The sequence below is a fragment of the Pseudomonas sp. S32 genome (genome assembly GCF_016648095.1).
Taxonomy (GTDB): domain Bacteria; phylum Pseudomonadota; class Gammaproteobacteria; order Pseudomonadales; family Pseudomonadaceae; genus Aquipseudomonas; species Aquipseudomonas parafulva.
Map to the genome: position 1 here is coordinate 1 of NZ_JACVVF010000071.1, position 15,756 is coordinate 15,756.

Below are 15,756 nucleotides of genomic sequence, written 5' to 3' on the forward strand. Positions count from 1 at the left end.
GCCCCCCCCCCCCTCCCCCCCCCCCCCGCGCGGCGGGGGGGCGGGGGCCCCCACACAAACCCCGTCATGCCCTGATTGGCATAAAAGGGTTTGCGCGGCGGGGGCACGGTTCAGGCCAGGCTCTTGCTCACCACTTCATACACATCACTGGACAGCTCACCAGAGGCGAGAATCCGCTGCAGCTCGGCCTTCATCAGCGCCTGGCGGGCGGCGTCGTACTTGCGCCAGCGGGTCAGCGGTGCCAATTGGCGCGAAGCAATCTGCGGGTTCAGCGCATTCAGCTCGATCACCAGATCCGACAGGAAGCGGTAACCGGAACCGTCGGCCGCATGGAAGTTGACCAGGTTCTGCCCGGCAAACGCCCCCACCAGCGCGCGCACCTTGTTCGGGTTCTTCAGCGTGAACGCCGGGTGCTGCATCAGGGCTTTCACGCGTGCCAGGCCACCTGGCAAGGTGCTGCCTGCCTGCACGCTGAACCACTGGTCCATGACCAGCGGGTTGTCCTTGAAGTGTTCGGCGAACGTTTCCAGCGCCTTGGCCCGCTCAGCCTCGAACGGTGAGTTGACCAGCACTGCCAGTGCCGTCAGGCGTTCCGTCATGTTGTCACAGTGCTCGAACTGCTCGAGCGTAGCCTGCAGCACCTCGGGCCGGCCAGTCTGCATCAGGTACGACAGGGCAATGTTCTGCAGGCTGCGGCGGGCGAAATGCTCGGCAGAGGCGACGTACGCCGTGCTCCGGGACACCTCGCGGTTAGCCTGGTAGCGCGCCCATAGGGCATCGAACAACTGCTCGGCGATCTGCTGGCGCGCATATTCGCGTGCGGCGTGAATGGCGTCCACATCCGCCACCTGGCTGATCTCGGTCAGGTAGGCCTCACCGGGGAGCGACAGCATTTCAGCCACCATGGCCGGGTCCAGCGAGGCGTCGCCCAGCACGGTGCCCAAGGCAGTGATCAGCCGTGGGTCCAGCGTCAAGGCTTCACCACGCTGATGCTGGCCGATCAGTTCCTGCAGTACCTGCACCGACAACTGCTGGCCGGCCTCCCAGCGGTTGAAACCGTCGCTGTCGTGCTGCATCAGGAACATCAACTGGTTACGATCGTAGGGGTAGCTGAGCTTGACCGGCGCGCTGAAGCCTCGCAGCAACGACGGCAGCGGCTTGGCCTGCACGCCCTGGAAGGTGAAGGTCTGCTCGGCCTCGGTTACCGACAACACCCGCGTGGTGCCGCCCGCGGCAGGTTCCCCGGCCAGTTGCAGGGGCAGGTCGTTACCCTGGGCATCCAGCAGGCCCAGCTCGACCGGGATCACGAACGGCAGCTTCTCGGCCTTGTCAGGCGTCTGCGGGCAGCTCTGGCGGAAGGTCAGGCTGTACGTCTGTGCAGCGGCATCGTAGGCGTCAGTGGCCTCCACCCGTGGCGTACCGGCCTGGCTGTACCAGCGCTTGAACTGGGCCAGGTCTACCGCGTTCGCGTCCTCCATCGCCTTGATGAAGTCGTCGGTGGTCACCGCCTGGCCATCGTGACGCTCGAAGTACAGGTCACTGCCCTTGCGGAAACCATCTGCCCCCAGCAAGGTACGCACCATGCGCACCACCTCCGCGCCCTTCTCGTACACGGTAAGGGTGTAGAAGTTGGAGATCTCGATGAAGCTGTCAGGGCGCACCGGGTGCGCCATGGGGCCTGCGTCTTCGGCGAACTGGTGGGTGCGCAGGTAGGCTACGTCCTCGATACGCTTGACCGTGCGCGAGTTCATGTCGGCACTGAACTCGGCATCGCGGAACACCGTGAAGCCTTCCTTGAGCGACAGCTGGAACCAGTCACGGCAGGTGACACGGTTGCCCGACCAGTTGTGGAAGTATTCGTGGGCCACCACCCCTTCAACACGCTGGTGCGCAGCATCCGTGGCGGTTTCGGCACGGGCCAGCACGCAGCTGGAGTTGAAGATGTTCAGGCCCTTGTTTTCCATGGCGCCCATGTTGAAGTCGTTCACCGCGACGATCATGAAGATGTCCAGGTCGTACTCGCGGCCGTACACCTCCTCGTCCCAGCGCATGGATTTCTTCAGGCTGACCATGGCGTGGTCGCACTTGTCGATGTTCTCCGGCTCCACGTAGATGCGCAGGGTCACGGCGCGGCCCGACTGGCGGCTGAAACTGTCTTCCACGCACCACAGGTCACCTGCCACCAGCGCGAACAGGTAGGCCGGTTTCATGAACGGGTCTTCCCAGGTGGCCCAGTGGCGGCCATCTTCTGCCGGGCCGCTGCCCACCGGGTTGCCGTTGGACAGCAGCACGGGGTAGCGATGCTGCTCGGCAATCACCGTGGTGGTGAAGGTGCTCATGACATCGGGGCGGTCGAGGTAGTAGGTGATCTTGCGGAAGCCCTCGGCCTCGCACTGGGTGCAGAACATCTTGCCCGACTTGTACAGGCCTTCCAGCGCGGTATTGCTCTCGGGGTGGATCTTGACGCTGGTGTCGAGGGTGAAACGCTCGGCCTTGGGCTGCACGGTCAGGCTGTCGGCGGCCAGCTGGTAATCCCCTGGCTGCAACGCTTCGTCGTCCAGGGCGGCGCGCAGCAGTTCGATCTGCTGGCCATCGAGGCGCAAGGGCGGCAGGCCGGCGCCCTGCGCCGGGTTACGGCGCATCACCAGTTGCGCATGCACCAGGGTGTGGTCCTCGAACAGCTCGAAGGTCAGGTGCGTCTCGTCGATCAGGTAATCGGGCGCCTGGTAATCCTTGAGGTAGATCACTTGGGGTTGTTCGGTACGCATGTGCAGGTCCTTTTTACTGGAGCACGGCCAACTGATAGGCCGTGTACTTGCGAATATTGATCACGCCGTTATCAAAGATCAGGTACTGGCCCTTGATACCCAGCAGCGTGCCTTCAACGACCGGGTCTTTGTCCAGGTTGAAGCTCACGATCTTTTGCGGGTAAGCCTCTACCGGGTAGTTCATGTGCACCACTTCAGCATCGGTGAGCGGCTGAATGGCCTGCAAGCCGAACCGCGCCTGCAGCTCGGCCAGGCCAGGCGCGCACGCCTCCAGCACCTGATCACGCACCGCCGGCAGGTCGAGCACCTCCGCATTGCCCTTGAGCAGTGCCCGCCAATTGGTGCGGTCAGGCACCTGGCTGCGCAGCAGGTCTTCGACCAGCCCGGACTGCTGGCGGGTCGCAACCCGCAGAATCGGCAGCGCCTGGCTGGCACCCTGGTCGAGCCAGCGGGTGGGCAGTTGAGTGGCCCGGGTGATGCCAACCTTGATCCCGGAGGAATTGGCCAGGTAGACCACGTGATCGGTCATGCAGAACTGCTCGCCCCAGGACGGTTCGCGGCAGGTGCCTGCATCGTAGTGGCAGCGTTCCGGCGCCATGATGCAGATATCGCACTGGGCCAGCTTGGTCATGCACGGGTAGCAGTAACCCTGGCTGAAGCTGGTCTTGGTACGCTTGCCACAGTGGCTGCAGTGAATGGCGCCCAGGTACTCAAGGCGCACCCGCTGACCGATCAGCGGGTTGACCGGTACCTGGGTATCGCCCAGGCGAAAGCTGTACTGCACAACAGGGGCTGCAAGGCTGACAGCCATCTTGCTCAACGAGCCACGAGCGAGTTCGATCAATGTACCGAGTCCGACTTGAACAGGATGTTAGGGGCAGGCGCGGACTTGGACGCGCATTCCTGCGGGCCCATGTAACCGGTACGCTGGTCCTCGGGCAGGTTTTTAATCTCCCAGGCGATGACCGCCTGCAACGACAGTTCTTTCTGTTCGGCGGTCAGCTTGCGCCCGTCGGACCATTTGCCGATTTCCACGGCCAGCTTCAGGCTTTCGTAGATTTCCGGTGTGATGTTTTCGATCATTTGCGCGAAAGTGGACATAGTGTCTCCTGATTCAAGCCGACAGTTTACGCCGGGCCAGCGCCCCGCCCAAGAGCCCGGTCAGGCATCCGATGAGCAACCCGCCGACGTGTGCCGCGTTGGCGATCTGGCCGAGGCCGAGCGTGCCGACCACGCCGGTGAGGCATACCACCAGCCAGATGAGCATCATTACCAGAACGCCCTTGGGCAGGGCGAAGTAACGGTTGGGCGCCAGCCACTGGTACAACCAGATGTGCCCGAGCAGCCCGTACAGTACCCCCGACAAGCCGCCGAACAAGCCTGGCCCGCTGGTGAAGTGTTGCGCCAGGTTGGACACTACGCTGAACAGCAGGGTAAGGCCCAGCAGGGACCATGCCCCCTGGCGCAGCTCGATGCGTTTGCCCAGCTCCCAGAACCACAGGCTGTTCATGGCAAGGTGCAGCACACCGAAGTGCAGCAACATGGGCGACACCAGCCGCCACCACTGGCCTTGCGCAAGGCCTTCGGCCAGCGGGCGGAAATACAGGTAATCACCCTGCACCCGGAAATCGAGGAAGGTGAACCAGCGCAGGGTGGTGAAGTTCTCGCCAAGGCTGGTCAGCCCGGCCACCACCAGGCACAGCAGCAAGGTCAGGGCGGTGACCTTGCAGGCCTTGGCCTGGGCAGCCAGGGATGGCTGTGCGGGCGCTCGTTCGCCTGCATCTGGCCCGTCGGCAGGCTCGGCCAGTTGCAGATCAGCATCGCCGTCCGGGTAGCGCTGGTACAGCTGTTGCACTTGCTCGGCCAGGGTATCGGGCGCCCAGAGCACCTGGCTCTCACCCTCCTCGCTGACCCGGTGCGGCACCTGCAGACGCTGCAGCAACTGGATGAAGCCGCTGAGGTCCACCGCCAGCGGCAGGCGCATCACTTCGATAATGTTCATTGGCTTGCCTGTGGTCGGTCGACATCCACCCACACGAACTTGTGCGGGTCGATACGGGTTTCGTCATCCAGCCGGTAGGCGACCAGCTTGCCGTACAGCACTGCACTGTAGTCGAGGCAGGCCAGGTTGCTGCGAATCGGCGCCGGGCGCCCGCTGCGCCAGTAGTGGCCGACGAACAGCAACGGCTCGTCCTCGGCATACCGCAACAAGGCGTTTTTCTGGCTGTGGCTGAGCGGCGTGCTGGCCACTTCGGCGGGCAGGGCATCGGGCTGGAACACGATGTCGCCGTAGGTTTTCGGGTCTTCCTCCCAGAACTTGGTGCGGAAGAAGGCGCGGGTCAGGCCATCGCCCCCGGTCAGGGTAAGGCCGTCAGGCAGGCGCATGTCCGTACCGCGCAGCAGCCGGTTGCAGACATTGGCGGCAAAGCTGCCGCTCACCGCCGAGGCCTGGAGAAAGTGCTGGTCGATGCGACCATCCGGGTACTGCTGGCGCAGGGGGTCGATCAGGCTGGCGTCCCAACAGGCATGCACCAGGCGAAAACGGCCGGCGTCGATGAACAGGGGCAGCTGATAGAACCAGTTGACGAACGCGTGCCAGTCGCCAGGGTGCTGGGCAAACTGGGTGAGGGTTTCGTCGATGAGGCGCGCATGGCGTGGTGTGTGCTCACGCACGAACGCCTTGCCACTGCCCGGCAGCGCCGGGGTCACCCAGCCCAGGGCGCTGTATTCGTGGTTGCCCATGATGCAGAACGCCTGCCCCGCCTCGACCATGCCATGAACGATATGCAGGGCCTCGCGAATGCGTGGGCCGCGGTCGACGATGTCGCCCAAGAACAGCGCCTGGCGCCGCGGGTGGCGCCATACGCCGCCGATGCGCTGGTAACCGAGGGTATCGAGCAAGCGTTCCAGGGTGTGGGCACAGCCGTGAACGTCACCGATGATGTCGAAACTGCGCGCCGGATCGAGCATCAGTCGTCCCTGCCCCCCAGGCGGCTGCCCCAACCGAGCTTGGTACGGCAGACTTCGTAGTAATTGTGGCCCAGGGGGTGGATCAGACGCAGTTTCTGCGGCTTCTTGCTTACGGTGATGGTGTCACCCGGGGCACAGGTAAAGTGGTTTTGCCCGTCGCAGGACACCTGCGGGTAGATCTGCAGGTCCTTGGCCACCACAATCTTCAGTTCGCTGTTGCCATCCACCACGATGGGCCGCCCAGACAGGGTATGCGGGTACATGGGCACGATCACGATGGCATCGAGCTTGGGGTGCATGATCGGGCCGCCTGCCGACAGTGCATAGGCCGTGGAGCCGGTAGGCGTGGCGACGATCAGGCCATCGGCCTTCTGGCTGCAGACGAACTGGCCATCGATGTAGATCTCGAACTCGATCATGCGGGTGGACTTGCCAGGGTGCAGCACCACATCGTTCAGGGCATCGCCCTGGCCGATGGCTTCATGGTGCCGGCGCACCTCGGCCTGCAGCAGGAAGCGGTTTTCCACCAGGTAGTGGCCATCGAGCACTTCGGCCACCTTCTCTTCGAGCTCGTCGGGGCGGATGTCGGTGAGAAAGCCCAGGTTGCCACGGTTGATGCCCAGTACCGGGATGTTGTGGCGCGCCAGCGCGCGGGCCGCGCCTAGCAGGCTGCCATCACCACCCACCACGATCACCAGGTCGCAGACCTCACCCAGCAGCTTGCGGGTAGACGTTTGCAGGCCATGGCCGGGCAGCACTTCTGCAATGGTGTCTTCGAGGATCACGTGCAGGTGGCGCTCGAGGAGAAACTGCTTCAGCCGGCGGATAGTGTCGAGCACCTGCGAGCTGCCAAGGCGACCGATGATACCGATATTGCGAAATTGCTCCATGGGGCTCCTGCAAGGCTCTGCGACGGGTGACGATGCAGCGATTATGGGCGAAACCACAGGGCAGCAGCAAACCGGCTATGCTCGCAGCATGATGCCATTTGCCCAGCTTGAACACCTGCCACGCCAGTTACGCCGCCCCGCCGTCCGCGACCTGGCCTGGACGCTGGTGTCGCCGCCGCTACTCAGCGCCGCGCCTTGCCCCCAGCGCCATCCGCTGGCGGGCAGCCTGTGGGTGGACCATCCGCAGCAGCTCGCGCATTGGCTGCAGGCACTGGACGCCGACGATCGCCCTTTGCAGGCATGGCTGGCAACCCTGACCAGCCGCCGCCTGGGCATGTATTACGAGCGGCTCTGGCAGTTTGCCTTGCACCATGCGCCAGGGGTGGAGCTGCTGGGTGCCAACCTGGCCATTCGCGAAGGGGGGCGCACACTGGGCGAGCTGGATGCAGTGGTGCGGGACCGCGACGGGGTGCACCACCTGGAACTTGCCATCAAGCTGTACCTCGGCCCGGAGGGGGCCGGCACCGACCGTGATGGCTGGCTGGGGCCAGGCTGCCATGACCGGCTGGGGAACAAGCTCGCCCACCTCCGGCATCACCAGTTGGCCATGTCGGCCAGCGCCCAGGGCCGGGCCAGGCTGGACAGCTTCGATGTGGGCGCGCTGCAGGCGCACGTGTGGATGGGCGGGTACCTGTTCTACCCATGGCCCGCCCACGCCGAGGCGCCTGAAGGGGCAAACCCGCACCATTTGCGCGGGCGCTGGGTGCGGCGCCCGGCGTGGTACACCCATGCAGGTGACTGTTGGCAGCCATTGCCACGCCACGCCTGGCTGGCACCTGCGCGGGCGGAGGCCACCGATGTCTGGGGTACGGAGCGCTTCGCGGCCTGGTTGCACCTGCTGCCTGTCCATGCACCCGCGCAATTGCTGGTGCGCTTGGTGCCGGACAGCAACGGCGCCTGGCAGGAGGCCGAGCGCGTGTTTGTGGTGCCAGAGGGTTGGCCGTGCGCGCCGGCCGCCTGAGTAGCGATGCCCGACTACACAATTTTCACGGATTTGAAGCAAAGATCTGCCTGAGGTTGCCGGTACACTGGCACCTGAGCGCCATCAAGAGCGCCACCCCCGACCTGACGATGAGGAACACGCATGGTTTCGTCCACCCCGGCGCCCCACTACGCGCGCGCGTCCATAATCCTGCACTGGCTGATGCTGGTGCTGCTGGCTGCCGTCTATGCCTGCATCGAACTGCGCGGCCTGTTCCCGCGGGACAGCGCCGAACGCAACCTGATGAAAGACCTGCATTTCATGCTCGGCCTCAGCGTCTTCGTGCTGGTCTGGCTGCGCCTGGCCATGCGTCTCGTAAACCCTACGCCGCCCATCCTGCCCAAGCCTCCAGCCTGGCAGACAGGCCTTGCACACCTGATGCACCTGTTGCTCTACGTGCTGATGATCGGCATGCCGCTGGCCGGCTGGCTGATCCTCAGCGCAGCCGACAAGCCTGTGCCCTTCTATGGGCTGGAACTGCCGCACCTGGTAGGCGCAGACCCCGACCAGGCCAAGTTCATCAAAGGCTGGCACGAACGTATCGGCACCTGGGGCTACTGGTTGATCGGCCTGCACGCCGTGGCCGGGCTGTATCACCACTACATCAAGCGCGATAACACCCTGTTGCGCATGCTGCCCTACAAGTAACCCCGGCGCCCCTGCAGCCCCCCGGTATGCACGAAGATCAGCCGCGTGCCGGGGGCGAAGTAGCCGGCCTCTACCTTATCGCGCAACGCGAGCAACGCCTTGCCTGTGTAGAGGGCTTCCAGGGGTACGCCAGTGGCCTGTTCGCTGGCTTCGATAAAGGCCAGCAATTCGTCGTCAAACTTGCCGAAGCCGCCACGGCACGCCTCATGCAGCTGGTAGCCATGGTCGCCAACCAGCGCCTGAACTGCCAGCGGCACGCCATACCCCAAAGGTACCGCCAGTGCTCCATGCACGGTGTGCCCCCCCGCCTCCGCCAGCACCAGGCCGGCCAGCGTGGTGCCCGTACCGGCAGCAAGCCACCAGGCGTCGTAGCCGGCCCAGCCTATCGCCGAAAGCCCCGAACGTGCCTGCTGCATGATCAGCGCACAACCTTCAGCACCCGCCAACCCACCGCCGCCCTCGGCAATGCAATGCCAGCCTGGGTACTGCGCCTGCCAAGGCGCCCAGAAACCAGGCTGATGCCGTGCGCGGTAACCCTCGTAGCCCAGCCAGTGCAATTGCATACCCAGAGCCTGTAGATCGCGCACGGTGGGCGTGTCTTGCGGCTGGCCACGCAGCAGGCCAGCCGTGGCAAAACCGAAACGCCTGCCGGCAGCCGCCAAGGCGTGCAGGTGATTGGAGTGGTTGCCACCCAGGCTGATCAGCCCCGGGGCCGCGCTGGCGTCGGCGTGCGCCAAGTGATGGCGCAGCTTGAACCATTTATTGCCGCTGATCAGCGGGTCGATGAGGTCAAGGCGCAAGACAGCGACCTGCACCCTGGCACTGGCCAGCCAGGGCAGGTGCAGCGGTTGCAGGGGGGCTTGCGGGAGGTCGAAGCGCATGGGTCATCGCAGCTGGAAAGCGCTCCTAGATGGCTCGGCTCATCGGAATTGAGCGCGGACAGTCTCTTGCTCAGGTACAAGCCTTACCTCAACGCGCTGCCCGAGCGCACGCGCGGCGCTAGCCAAGGTTGCCAACGTCATACCTGGGTCATCTTGATCAAGCGCCCGATCAACTGCGGTTCGGCTGGTATGCATGCGTTCAGCGAGTGCTTTTTTTGTGACCTTCTGCATTTTCATGGCTTCAGCGATCTGCCATGCAATGACGCGTTTTAGGGCAGCAGCAGACACTTCTTCTGCAAGGCCTTGCTCTGAAAGGAAATCGTCGAAATCCGAGCCAATATGCTGATTCATTGCTTGTTCGTCTCCAGTGTTGCCTTACGCTGCTTGGCAGTGTCCAAGTCAGAAGCCGGTGTTTTCTGACTCTTCTTTATAAAACCATGCAGTAGAACCATGGCGTTCCCTTGGATGGTAAAGAGGACACGAGCCACGGTGTCCACAAGATTCACCCTGACTTCCCATAGGCCTTTGTCAAGCTTCCTGACCACCGGCATCCCAATTGGCCAGCCAATTTGAACTGTTTTGATTTCGGTACCGATCATTCGTTTGTGCTCACGAGGGATCTGGGCCAGCCACTCTCGAACGGGTTCGTTGCCTACTTCTGTACGATAAAAATGAACATTCAGCGTCGGAGGGATCTGGCTCATGCACAAGTGTACCAAAAAAGGTTCATAACTCAACCACAAATGGGGTAACGCAACACATTGCTGCTGAACGCCTTAGGGGCGAATTTGCAGATGCAAACGGGTGGCAGAAAGGGCGTGAGTTCCACCGTATCAAAGCCGCGCCGCCAACCTGGACCCCTGGTCGATCGCCCGCTTGGCATCCAGCTCTGCCGCCACGTCGGCGCCGCCAATCAGGTGTACCGACTGCCCTGCTGCCAGCAGCCCCGCCTGCAGTTCACGCAGGGGCTCCTGCCCGGCGCAGATCACGATGTTGTCCACCGCAAGCACCTGGGGCTCGCCGTCTGCTACCCGCACGTGCAAGCCGGCGTCGTCGATGGCCAGGTACTCGACACTGTTCAACATCTGTACGTGCTTGTTCTTCAACCCGGCACGGTGGATCCAGCCGGTGGTCTTGCCTAGGCCGTCGCCTACCTTGGTCTTTTTGCGTTGCAACAGATAGACCTGGCGCGCCGGGGCGTGAGGCTCGGGCTTGATGCCTGCCACGCCACCTCGCGCCTGCAGGTGCGTGTCGATGCCCCATTCCTTCCAGAAGGCCTCCCGGTCCTGACTACTGGCCACACCTTGGTGCACCAGGTACTCGGATACGTCGAAGCCGATGCCCCCCGCACCGATAACCGCGACAGCCCTGCCCACCGGCTTGCGCTCCAGCAGCACGTCCAGGTAACTGAGCACCATCGGGTGCTCGATACCCGGGATGGCTGGCGTACGGGGTGCAATACCCGTGGCCAGGATGATTTCGTCGTAGCCGCCCGCCAGCAGCGTGGGTACATCAACGCGGGTGTTCAGCTGCAGGTCAACGCCTGTGCTACGCACCTTGTTGCCGAAGTACCGCAGCGTTTCGTAGAACTCCTCCTTGCCGGGCACCCGCTTGGCCACGTTGAATTGCCCGCCTATTTCACGGGCGGCGTCGTACAGCGTCACTGCATGCCCCCGCTCGGCGGCGACGGTGGCCGCTGCCAGGCCGGCCGGGCCTGCGCCCACCACGGCAATACGTTTGGCCGTTTGCACCGGCAGGTAGTTGAGCTCGGTTTCGTGACAGGCACGTGGGTTGACCAGGCAGCTGGTCAGCTTGCCGCCAAACGTGTGGTCCAGGCACGCCTGGTTGCAGCCGATACAGGTGTTGATTTCGGCGGCACGGCCCGCGGCCGCCTTGTTGACGAATGCCGGGTCCGCCAGAAATGGCCGCGCCATGGACACCATGTCTGCGTCGCCGTCGGCCAGCACCCTTTCGGCCACTTCCGGGGTATTGATGCGGTTGGTGGTAATCAACGGGATGCCGACCGCACCCCGCAGTTTGGCGGTAACCTTGGTGAATGCAGCGCGTGGCACCTTGGTGGCAATCGTCGGAATGCGCGCCTCGTGCCAGCCAATACCGGTGTTGATCAACGTGGCGCCAGCCCGCTCGATGGCCTTGGCCAGTTGCTCGATTTCTTCCCAGCTACTGCCGCCTTCGACCAGGTCGAGCATGGACAGGCGGAAGATGATGATAAAGTTCGGGCCCACCGCCGCCCTTACCCGCGTGACAATTTCCACCGCCAGGCGCATGCGGTTTTCGTAGCTGCCACCCCAGCGGTCAGTGCGGTGATTGGTGTGGGCGGCCAGGAACTGGTTGATGAAGTAGCCCTCCGACCCCATCACCTCTACGCCGTCGTACCCGGCACGCTGGGCCAGGACCGCGCAATTGACGAAGTCAGCGATCTGCTTCTCGATACCTGCCTCGTCCAGTGCTTGGGGTTTGAACGGGTTGATTGGTGCTTGGATCGCGCTGGGTGCCACCTGGCGCGGGCTGTAGGCATAGCGCCCGGCGTGCAGAATCTGCAGGCAGATCTTGCCGCCTGCGGCATGCACCGCCTCGGTCACGATGCGGTGGTTGTCGGCCTCTTCCTCGGTACTCAGCTTGGCGGCACCGGCGTATACGCCACCCTCATCGTTGGGCGCTATACCGCCGGTCACCATCAAGCCGACGCCGCCCCGGGCACGCTCCGCGAAGTAGGCGGCCATGCGCTCGAAGCCACCCGGGCGTTCTTCCAGGCCAGTGTGCATGGAACCCATCAATGCACGGTTGCGCAGGGTGGTGAAGCCCAGGTCCAGCGGGGCCAGCAGGTGCGGGTAAAGGTTGGTTGCCATGGTTCGATTCCCAGGTGATCACGGTATGCGGGTACTTCGCCTTCGGCGGCACCACTGTTGTATGTCCCCGACATTAAACAGCCGTTTGAACAGGCTCAATGACTGAAACTGACAAGTTATTGATCCTGACGTACAGCAGGGCTAACCTAAGCCCCCCTGCTCTGAAGGCACCTTACAGCTTCATGCGAAAAATTCTGGCAAGCGCCCTGGCGCTGGTGATGGTTGCCGCCCTGTGCGGGTACGGTTTCTGGACACAACAACGCCCGGAAGGCCATTACCTCTCTGACCTGCGTATCGAACTGGCGGTCGACCAAGGCGTGCCCGGCGACCGTGGCAACCTGCTTGGCGTTGAACCACTGCTTTATCCAGGTGATTACCAGAACCTGCAACGCCTGCACCGCAAACTTGCCGCCTATCTGGAGCAGGCACGCGCACTGGGGTTGGTGAATGCCAGAACGGTGGTGGTGCTGCCCGAGCACATTGGTACCTGGTTATGGGCACGGGGCGAGAAGAACGAGCTGTACCAGGTGACGCAAAGCCGTGAGGCCCTGCAATGGCTGGAACTGAGCAACCCGCTACGCTACGGCCTGGCCATGCTTGCCGCCGAAGGCGATGACCGGCGCGCCGATGCTCACCTGCGCATGAAAGCAGAGCAAATGGCAACGGATTACCAGCAGCTGTTCGGCGGCCTGGCCAGGGAGTTCGGTGTCACCCTGGTGGCCGGGTCCATCGTGCTGCCAGCGCCCTATGTCAAACAGGGCGCTCTGCATGCCGGGCGCGGCCCGCTGTTTAACAACAGCGTCGTGTTCGCAAGCGATGGCTCCCTGCTGGGCGAGCCTCAGCGCCAGCAGTATCCAGACAGCGAGAGCCGCCGCTACATCCACAACGGTCGGCAACAGCCCCTGCACGTTGTACAAACCCCGGCCGGCCGGCTGGGGGTGCTGCTGGGCAGCGACAGCTGGTACCCGGAGACCCGCCAGCAATTGGCCAGCCAGGCTGTGGAGCTGGTGGTGAACCCGGTGTACCTGCCTGGCAAGGGCAGCTGGCAAGCACCCTGGCGTGGCAACCGTCATCAACCGGCGGCGACACACTTGCCGCTCAAGCGCGGGGAGGTCAGCGAGCAAGTGGCCTGGCATCGCCTCACCGACACCACGGGGCCGATGCTCGGCAGCATGAGTGTGTTCATGCGAGGTCAGTTCTGGGAGCAAGGGACGGATGGTCAGGGTTTTGCACGCCAGTCTGGGCAATTGTTCACCGGCGCTCCCAGTGCCGGCGCCCGTCTGCTGAATCTATGGCTGTAGGTGTATGGCCCGCCCTCGCGTGAGGCTTGGCGACCTGTCGGTAGGGTTCGTGCAGCCGCTGGCCGAAGCCGTCAGGGCGCTGGGCCATGACCCCGAACCACTCCTGCGCCGCTATGGCCTGGGGCCAGCCCGCCTGGCCGAAGCCGGTGCTCGCCTGTCGATCCCGCGGTATATGCATCTGGGTCACGCGGCCATAGAACTGTGCCAGGAGCCCGCACTGGGGCTGCACATGGGTTTGCGCAGCCGGCTGGCCCAGGCAGGGCTGGCTGGGGTAACTGCGGCCCAAGCACCAACGCTGGGTGAGGCAGCACGCACGTTGCTGCGCTTCGAACCCCTGTATGCCGCCAATTACCGTGGCCACTCGAGTGTTCACGAAGACGCCAGCGGTGCATGGCTGCGTTTTTATTCCATCAGCCCCTACAACGATTACAACCGCTTCGTGGTGGACTCACTGCTTGCGGGTTGGCTGGCTCAACTGGCTGACCTGGCCGGCAAGCCTGTGCAGGCGGAGCGGTTGGAAATCGAGTTTACCGCACCCGCCTACGCCGGCCAGTACCAGGTGTTGTCCAGCACACCGGTGCAATTCGGCGCAGCATACAACCAGCTGAGGCTTAGCCAGCAAACGTTGCGCTCACCCAACCCTGGGCACTGCCCGAGCACCTGGCAGCATTTGCAGCAGTTGTGTGAAGCCCAATTGCTGCAACTGACACGCGTGCGCAGCCTGGGCGAGCGTATTACCCACCTGCTAGGGCCACTGCTCAGTGGGGGCCGTGAACCGGAGCTGGATGAGGTGGCCGTTGCGCTGCAACTGCCCACTTGGACGCTGCGCCGCAGGCTGGCCGAAGAAGGGACGCGTTTCAGGGACCTGCTGAATGAAACCCGCCGCGACCTGGCAGAAACCTACATACGCGACACAGAGCTGGCCTTTGGGGAGATTGCCTATCTGTTGGGGTTCGCGTCTGCCGAAGCCTTCCAGCGCGCATTCAAGCGCTGGACGCAGCTCACACCGGGAGAGTTTCGCCGCAATCAGCGGCGAGCCGTCTAAAGCTCGGTGGCGTCGTCTGCCGGTTCCGAGGTGTCCAGTTCGTACGCCTGGAATTCGAGAAGTTCTTCCTGATAGTCGTCCATAGCCCTGCGTCCTGTTCTCATGATGTCTGTGTCGGTGCTGTCTTCAACCTAAGCAGGTAGGATGAAGAAATGATGACAAGCATTTGAGAGATAAACGTAGCAGGTGTTCAAAAACTTATCGCAGGCCGTCTGTAACCAGGCATGTGCGCGGACTGCGGTGCTGAGCCACAACGAGCCGGCATCACTGGGCTGGCGTTGTCGCTTCGACTGGCTCGACCGCAGGCTGCACCTCGATGGGCGCGGTCTCAGCAGGCGGGGCTACCGGCTGCGACCCCTGGGCATCATCCACCGCAGGCACCGCTACCGGCGGGTTTACCGGCTCGCTAGCCGCCGCAGCAGGCGCAGGTGCTGTTTCCTGCAACGAAGTCGGCGCCGCGGCGGGCGCCGCAGGCTGCTCAGGCAGGCCCAGAACAACGGCTGGCTTTTCAGCCTTCACCGGCGCCTCCTCCACCTTGGCCTTGCTGACATTGGCGGGCTTGGGCTTGGGTTTGGGCAGGTAGCTTTCTACCAAAGCAAAATAGCGGTCATAGAACTGCGCAGCCGTGACCGTCTCGCTTGCCACCTTCACCATCGAATCGTCACTGGACCCGATCGGCATCGATACAGAACCCAATACCCCAACACCCAAGCTTGCGGAGGTATTGGACTTTTTCAGGGCATACCGGTCCTGCAAGGCGTTGGCGAACATGGTGGAGTGCTGGTCGTCACTGGCATCCGGGGCACAGGTGACGTTGAAGCTGATCTGCAGGTGGTTATCGCTGTTCTGCTGAAAGCTCTTGTTGCCCACCACCTGGTTCGCGCCACTGCTGGTGATGATATAGCCCTGGCTCAGCAGCGCCCTTCGCGCCGCCTCGCACGAGCTGGCATCGCCCACCGGAAAGCTGCGCGAGAACGTGCCCGAGTCGTCAAAGTTCTCATGCTCGTACACAGCAGCCTTTTTCGACGTGCAACCGGCCACACCGGCCAGCACTACGGCCAGCCCGAGCGCAGCAAAGACGGAAGATCTGGTCATTGCGGATTCCGGGTATCTCGACAGGGTGCCTATTGTGCAACACAGCGGGCAGGCACTGGAACCGCTGAAGGGTGAAGACTTGGTCAGGTTACGGTAAAGGTGCATAAAGCTTGCAGCCAGCCCCATAAACGAAAAAAGCGACCCAAAGGTCGCTTTCACGTTGCTTCGAGGCGTTCATGGGGCCTCTTGGCGAAGATGGCGCAGCGGACGGGACTCGAACCCGCGACCCCCGGCGTGACAGGCCGG

General features: G+C 63.3%; 15 protein-coding genes. 4 read left to right on the forward strand and 11 right to left on the reverse strand.

Annotation, left to right across the window (positions count from 1 at the left end; genetic code table 11):
- Window positions 1–110 precede the first annotated feature (110 nt).
- From pepN to IAE38_RS22540, 6 genes are read right to left on the reverse strand one after another with little or no spacing between them, the layout of a single operon-like run.
- Complete coding sequence (pepN, locus tag IAE38_RS22515) at window positions 111–2,768, reverse strand: aminopeptidase N (protein ID WP_201219362.1); 2,658 nt, start codon at window positions 2,766–2,768, stop codon at window positions 111–113.
- Between the two features lie 13 nt (window positions 2,769–2,781).
- Entirely contained in the window at window positions 2,782–3,612 is an 831-nt protein-coding gene (locus IAE38_RS22520) for a DUF2797 domain-containing protein (RefSeq protein WP_201162660.1), read from the reverse strand.
- Entirely contained in the window at window positions 3,609–3,869 is a 261-nt protein-coding gene (locus tag IAE38_RS22525; RefSeq protein WP_201219363.1) for a YeaC family protein, read from the reverse strand. Before IAE38_RS22525 ends, IAE38_RS22520 begins: the two co-directional genes overlap by 4 nt.
- A 13-nt stretch (window positions 3,870–3,882) precedes the next feature.
- Window positions 3,883–4,770, reverse strand: a complete 888-nt coding sequence (locus IAE38_RS22530; protein ID WP_201162658.1) for a rhomboid family intramembrane serine protease — start codon at window positions 4,768–4,770, stop codon at window positions 3,883–3,885.
- Window positions 4,767–5,738, reverse strand: a complete 972-nt coding sequence (locus tag IAE38_RS22535; protein ID WP_028632386.1) for a metallophosphoesterase — start codon at window positions 5,736–5,738, stop codon at window positions 4,767–4,769. The genes IAE38_RS22530 and IAE38_RS22535 overlap by 4 nt, the downstream gene beginning before the upstream one ends.
- Window positions 5,738–6,628 (reverse strand): NAD(+) kinase, encoded by an 891-nt coding sequence (locus IAE38_RS22540; protein WP_028632385.1) that lies wholly within the window; start codon window positions 6,626–6,628, stop codon window positions 5,738–5,740. Before IAE38_RS22540 ends, IAE38_RS22535 begins: the two co-directional genes overlap by 1 nt.
- Window positions 6,629–6,671: 43 nt before the next feature.
- Here IAE38_RS22540 and IAE38_RS22545 point away from each other — a divergent pair, with 43 nt between their 5' ends.
- Window positions 6,672–7,649: a DUF1853 family protein gene (locus IAE38_RS22545; RefSeq protein WP_201219364.1), complete on the forward strand. Its 978-nt coding sequence runs from the start codon at window positions 6,672–6,674 to the stop codon at window positions 7,647–7,649.
- A gap of 123 nt (window positions 7,650–7,772) precedes the next feature.
- Window positions 7,773–8,318, forward strand: a complete 546-nt coding sequence (locus IAE38_RS22550) for a cytochrome b (protein ID WP_201219365.1) — start codon at window positions 7,773–7,775, stop codon at window positions 8,316–8,318.
- On the opposite strand, the gene IAE38_RS22555 is transcribed toward IAE38_RS22550, so the two are convergent.
- The 4 genes from IAE38_RS22555 to IAE38_RS22570 all read right to left on the reverse strand — a co-directional run bounded on the left by IAE38_RS22555 (window position 8,309) and on the right by IAE38_RS22570 (window position 12,069).
- Window positions 8,309–9,199: a 1-aminocyclopropane-1-carboxylate deaminase/D-cysteine desulfhydrase gene (locus IAE38_RS22555; RefSeq protein WP_201219367.1), complete on the reverse strand. Its 891-nt coding sequence runs from the start codon at window positions 9,197–9,199 to the stop codon at window positions 8,309–8,311. The two genes, IAE38_RS22550 and IAE38_RS22555, sit on opposite strands and share 10 nt — an antisense overlap.
- Window positions 9,200–9,238: 39 nt before the next feature.
- Window positions 9,239–9,550: an XRE family transcriptional regulator gene (locus IAE38_RS22560; protein WP_201213731.1), complete on the reverse strand. Its 312-nt coding sequence runs from the start codon at window positions 9,548–9,550 to the stop codon at window positions 9,239–9,241.
- Window positions 9,547–9,903 (reverse strand): type II toxin-antitoxin system RelE/ParE family toxin, encoded by a 357-nt coding sequence (locus IAE38_RS22565; RefSeq protein ID WP_201219369.1) that lies wholly within the window; start codon window positions 9,901–9,903, stop codon window positions 9,547–9,549. The genes IAE38_RS22560 and IAE38_RS22565 overlap by 4 nt, the downstream gene beginning before the upstream one ends.
- 129 nt (window positions 9,904–10,032) lie before the next feature.
- Complete coding sequence (locus tag IAE38_RS22570) at window positions 10,033–12,069, reverse strand: NADPH-dependent 2,4-dienoyl-CoA reductase (protein WP_201219371.1); 2,037 nt, start codon at window positions 12,067–12,069, stop codon at window positions 10,033–10,035.
- A 182-nt stretch (window positions 12,070–12,251) separates the two neighbouring features.
- Between IAE38_RS22570 and IAE38_RS22575 the strand changes: the two genes are divergently transcribed.
- Both IAE38_RS22575 and IAE38_RS22580 read left to right on the forward strand, forming a co-directional pair.
- On the forward strand, window positions 12,252–13,370 hold the full coding sequence (locus tag IAE38_RS22575) for a nitrilase-related carbon-nitrogen hydrolase (protein ID WP_201219373.1): 1,119 nt from the start codon (window positions 12,252–12,254) through the stop codon (window positions 13,368–13,370).
- Window positions 13,371–13,374: 4 nt separating this feature from the next.
- Window positions 13,375–14,415, forward strand: coding sequence for an AraC family transcriptional regulator (locus IAE38_RS22580; protein ID WP_201219375.1), 1,041 nt, complete (start codon window positions 13,375–13,377; stop codon window positions 14,413–14,415).
- 264 nt (window positions 14,416–14,679) lie between these two features.
- Here the strand turns inward: IAE38_RS22580 and IAE38_RS22585 are convergent, their stop codons facing one another.
- Window positions 14,680–15,510 carry a DUF2242 domain-containing protein gene (locus IAE38_RS22585; protein WP_201219376.1) on the reverse strand — a complete coding sequence of 277 codons (831 nt, stop codon included), beginning with the start codon at window positions 15,508–15,510 and terminating at the stop codon, window positions 14,680–14,682.
- Between the last annotated feature and the right edge of the window lie 246 nt (window positions 15,511–15,756).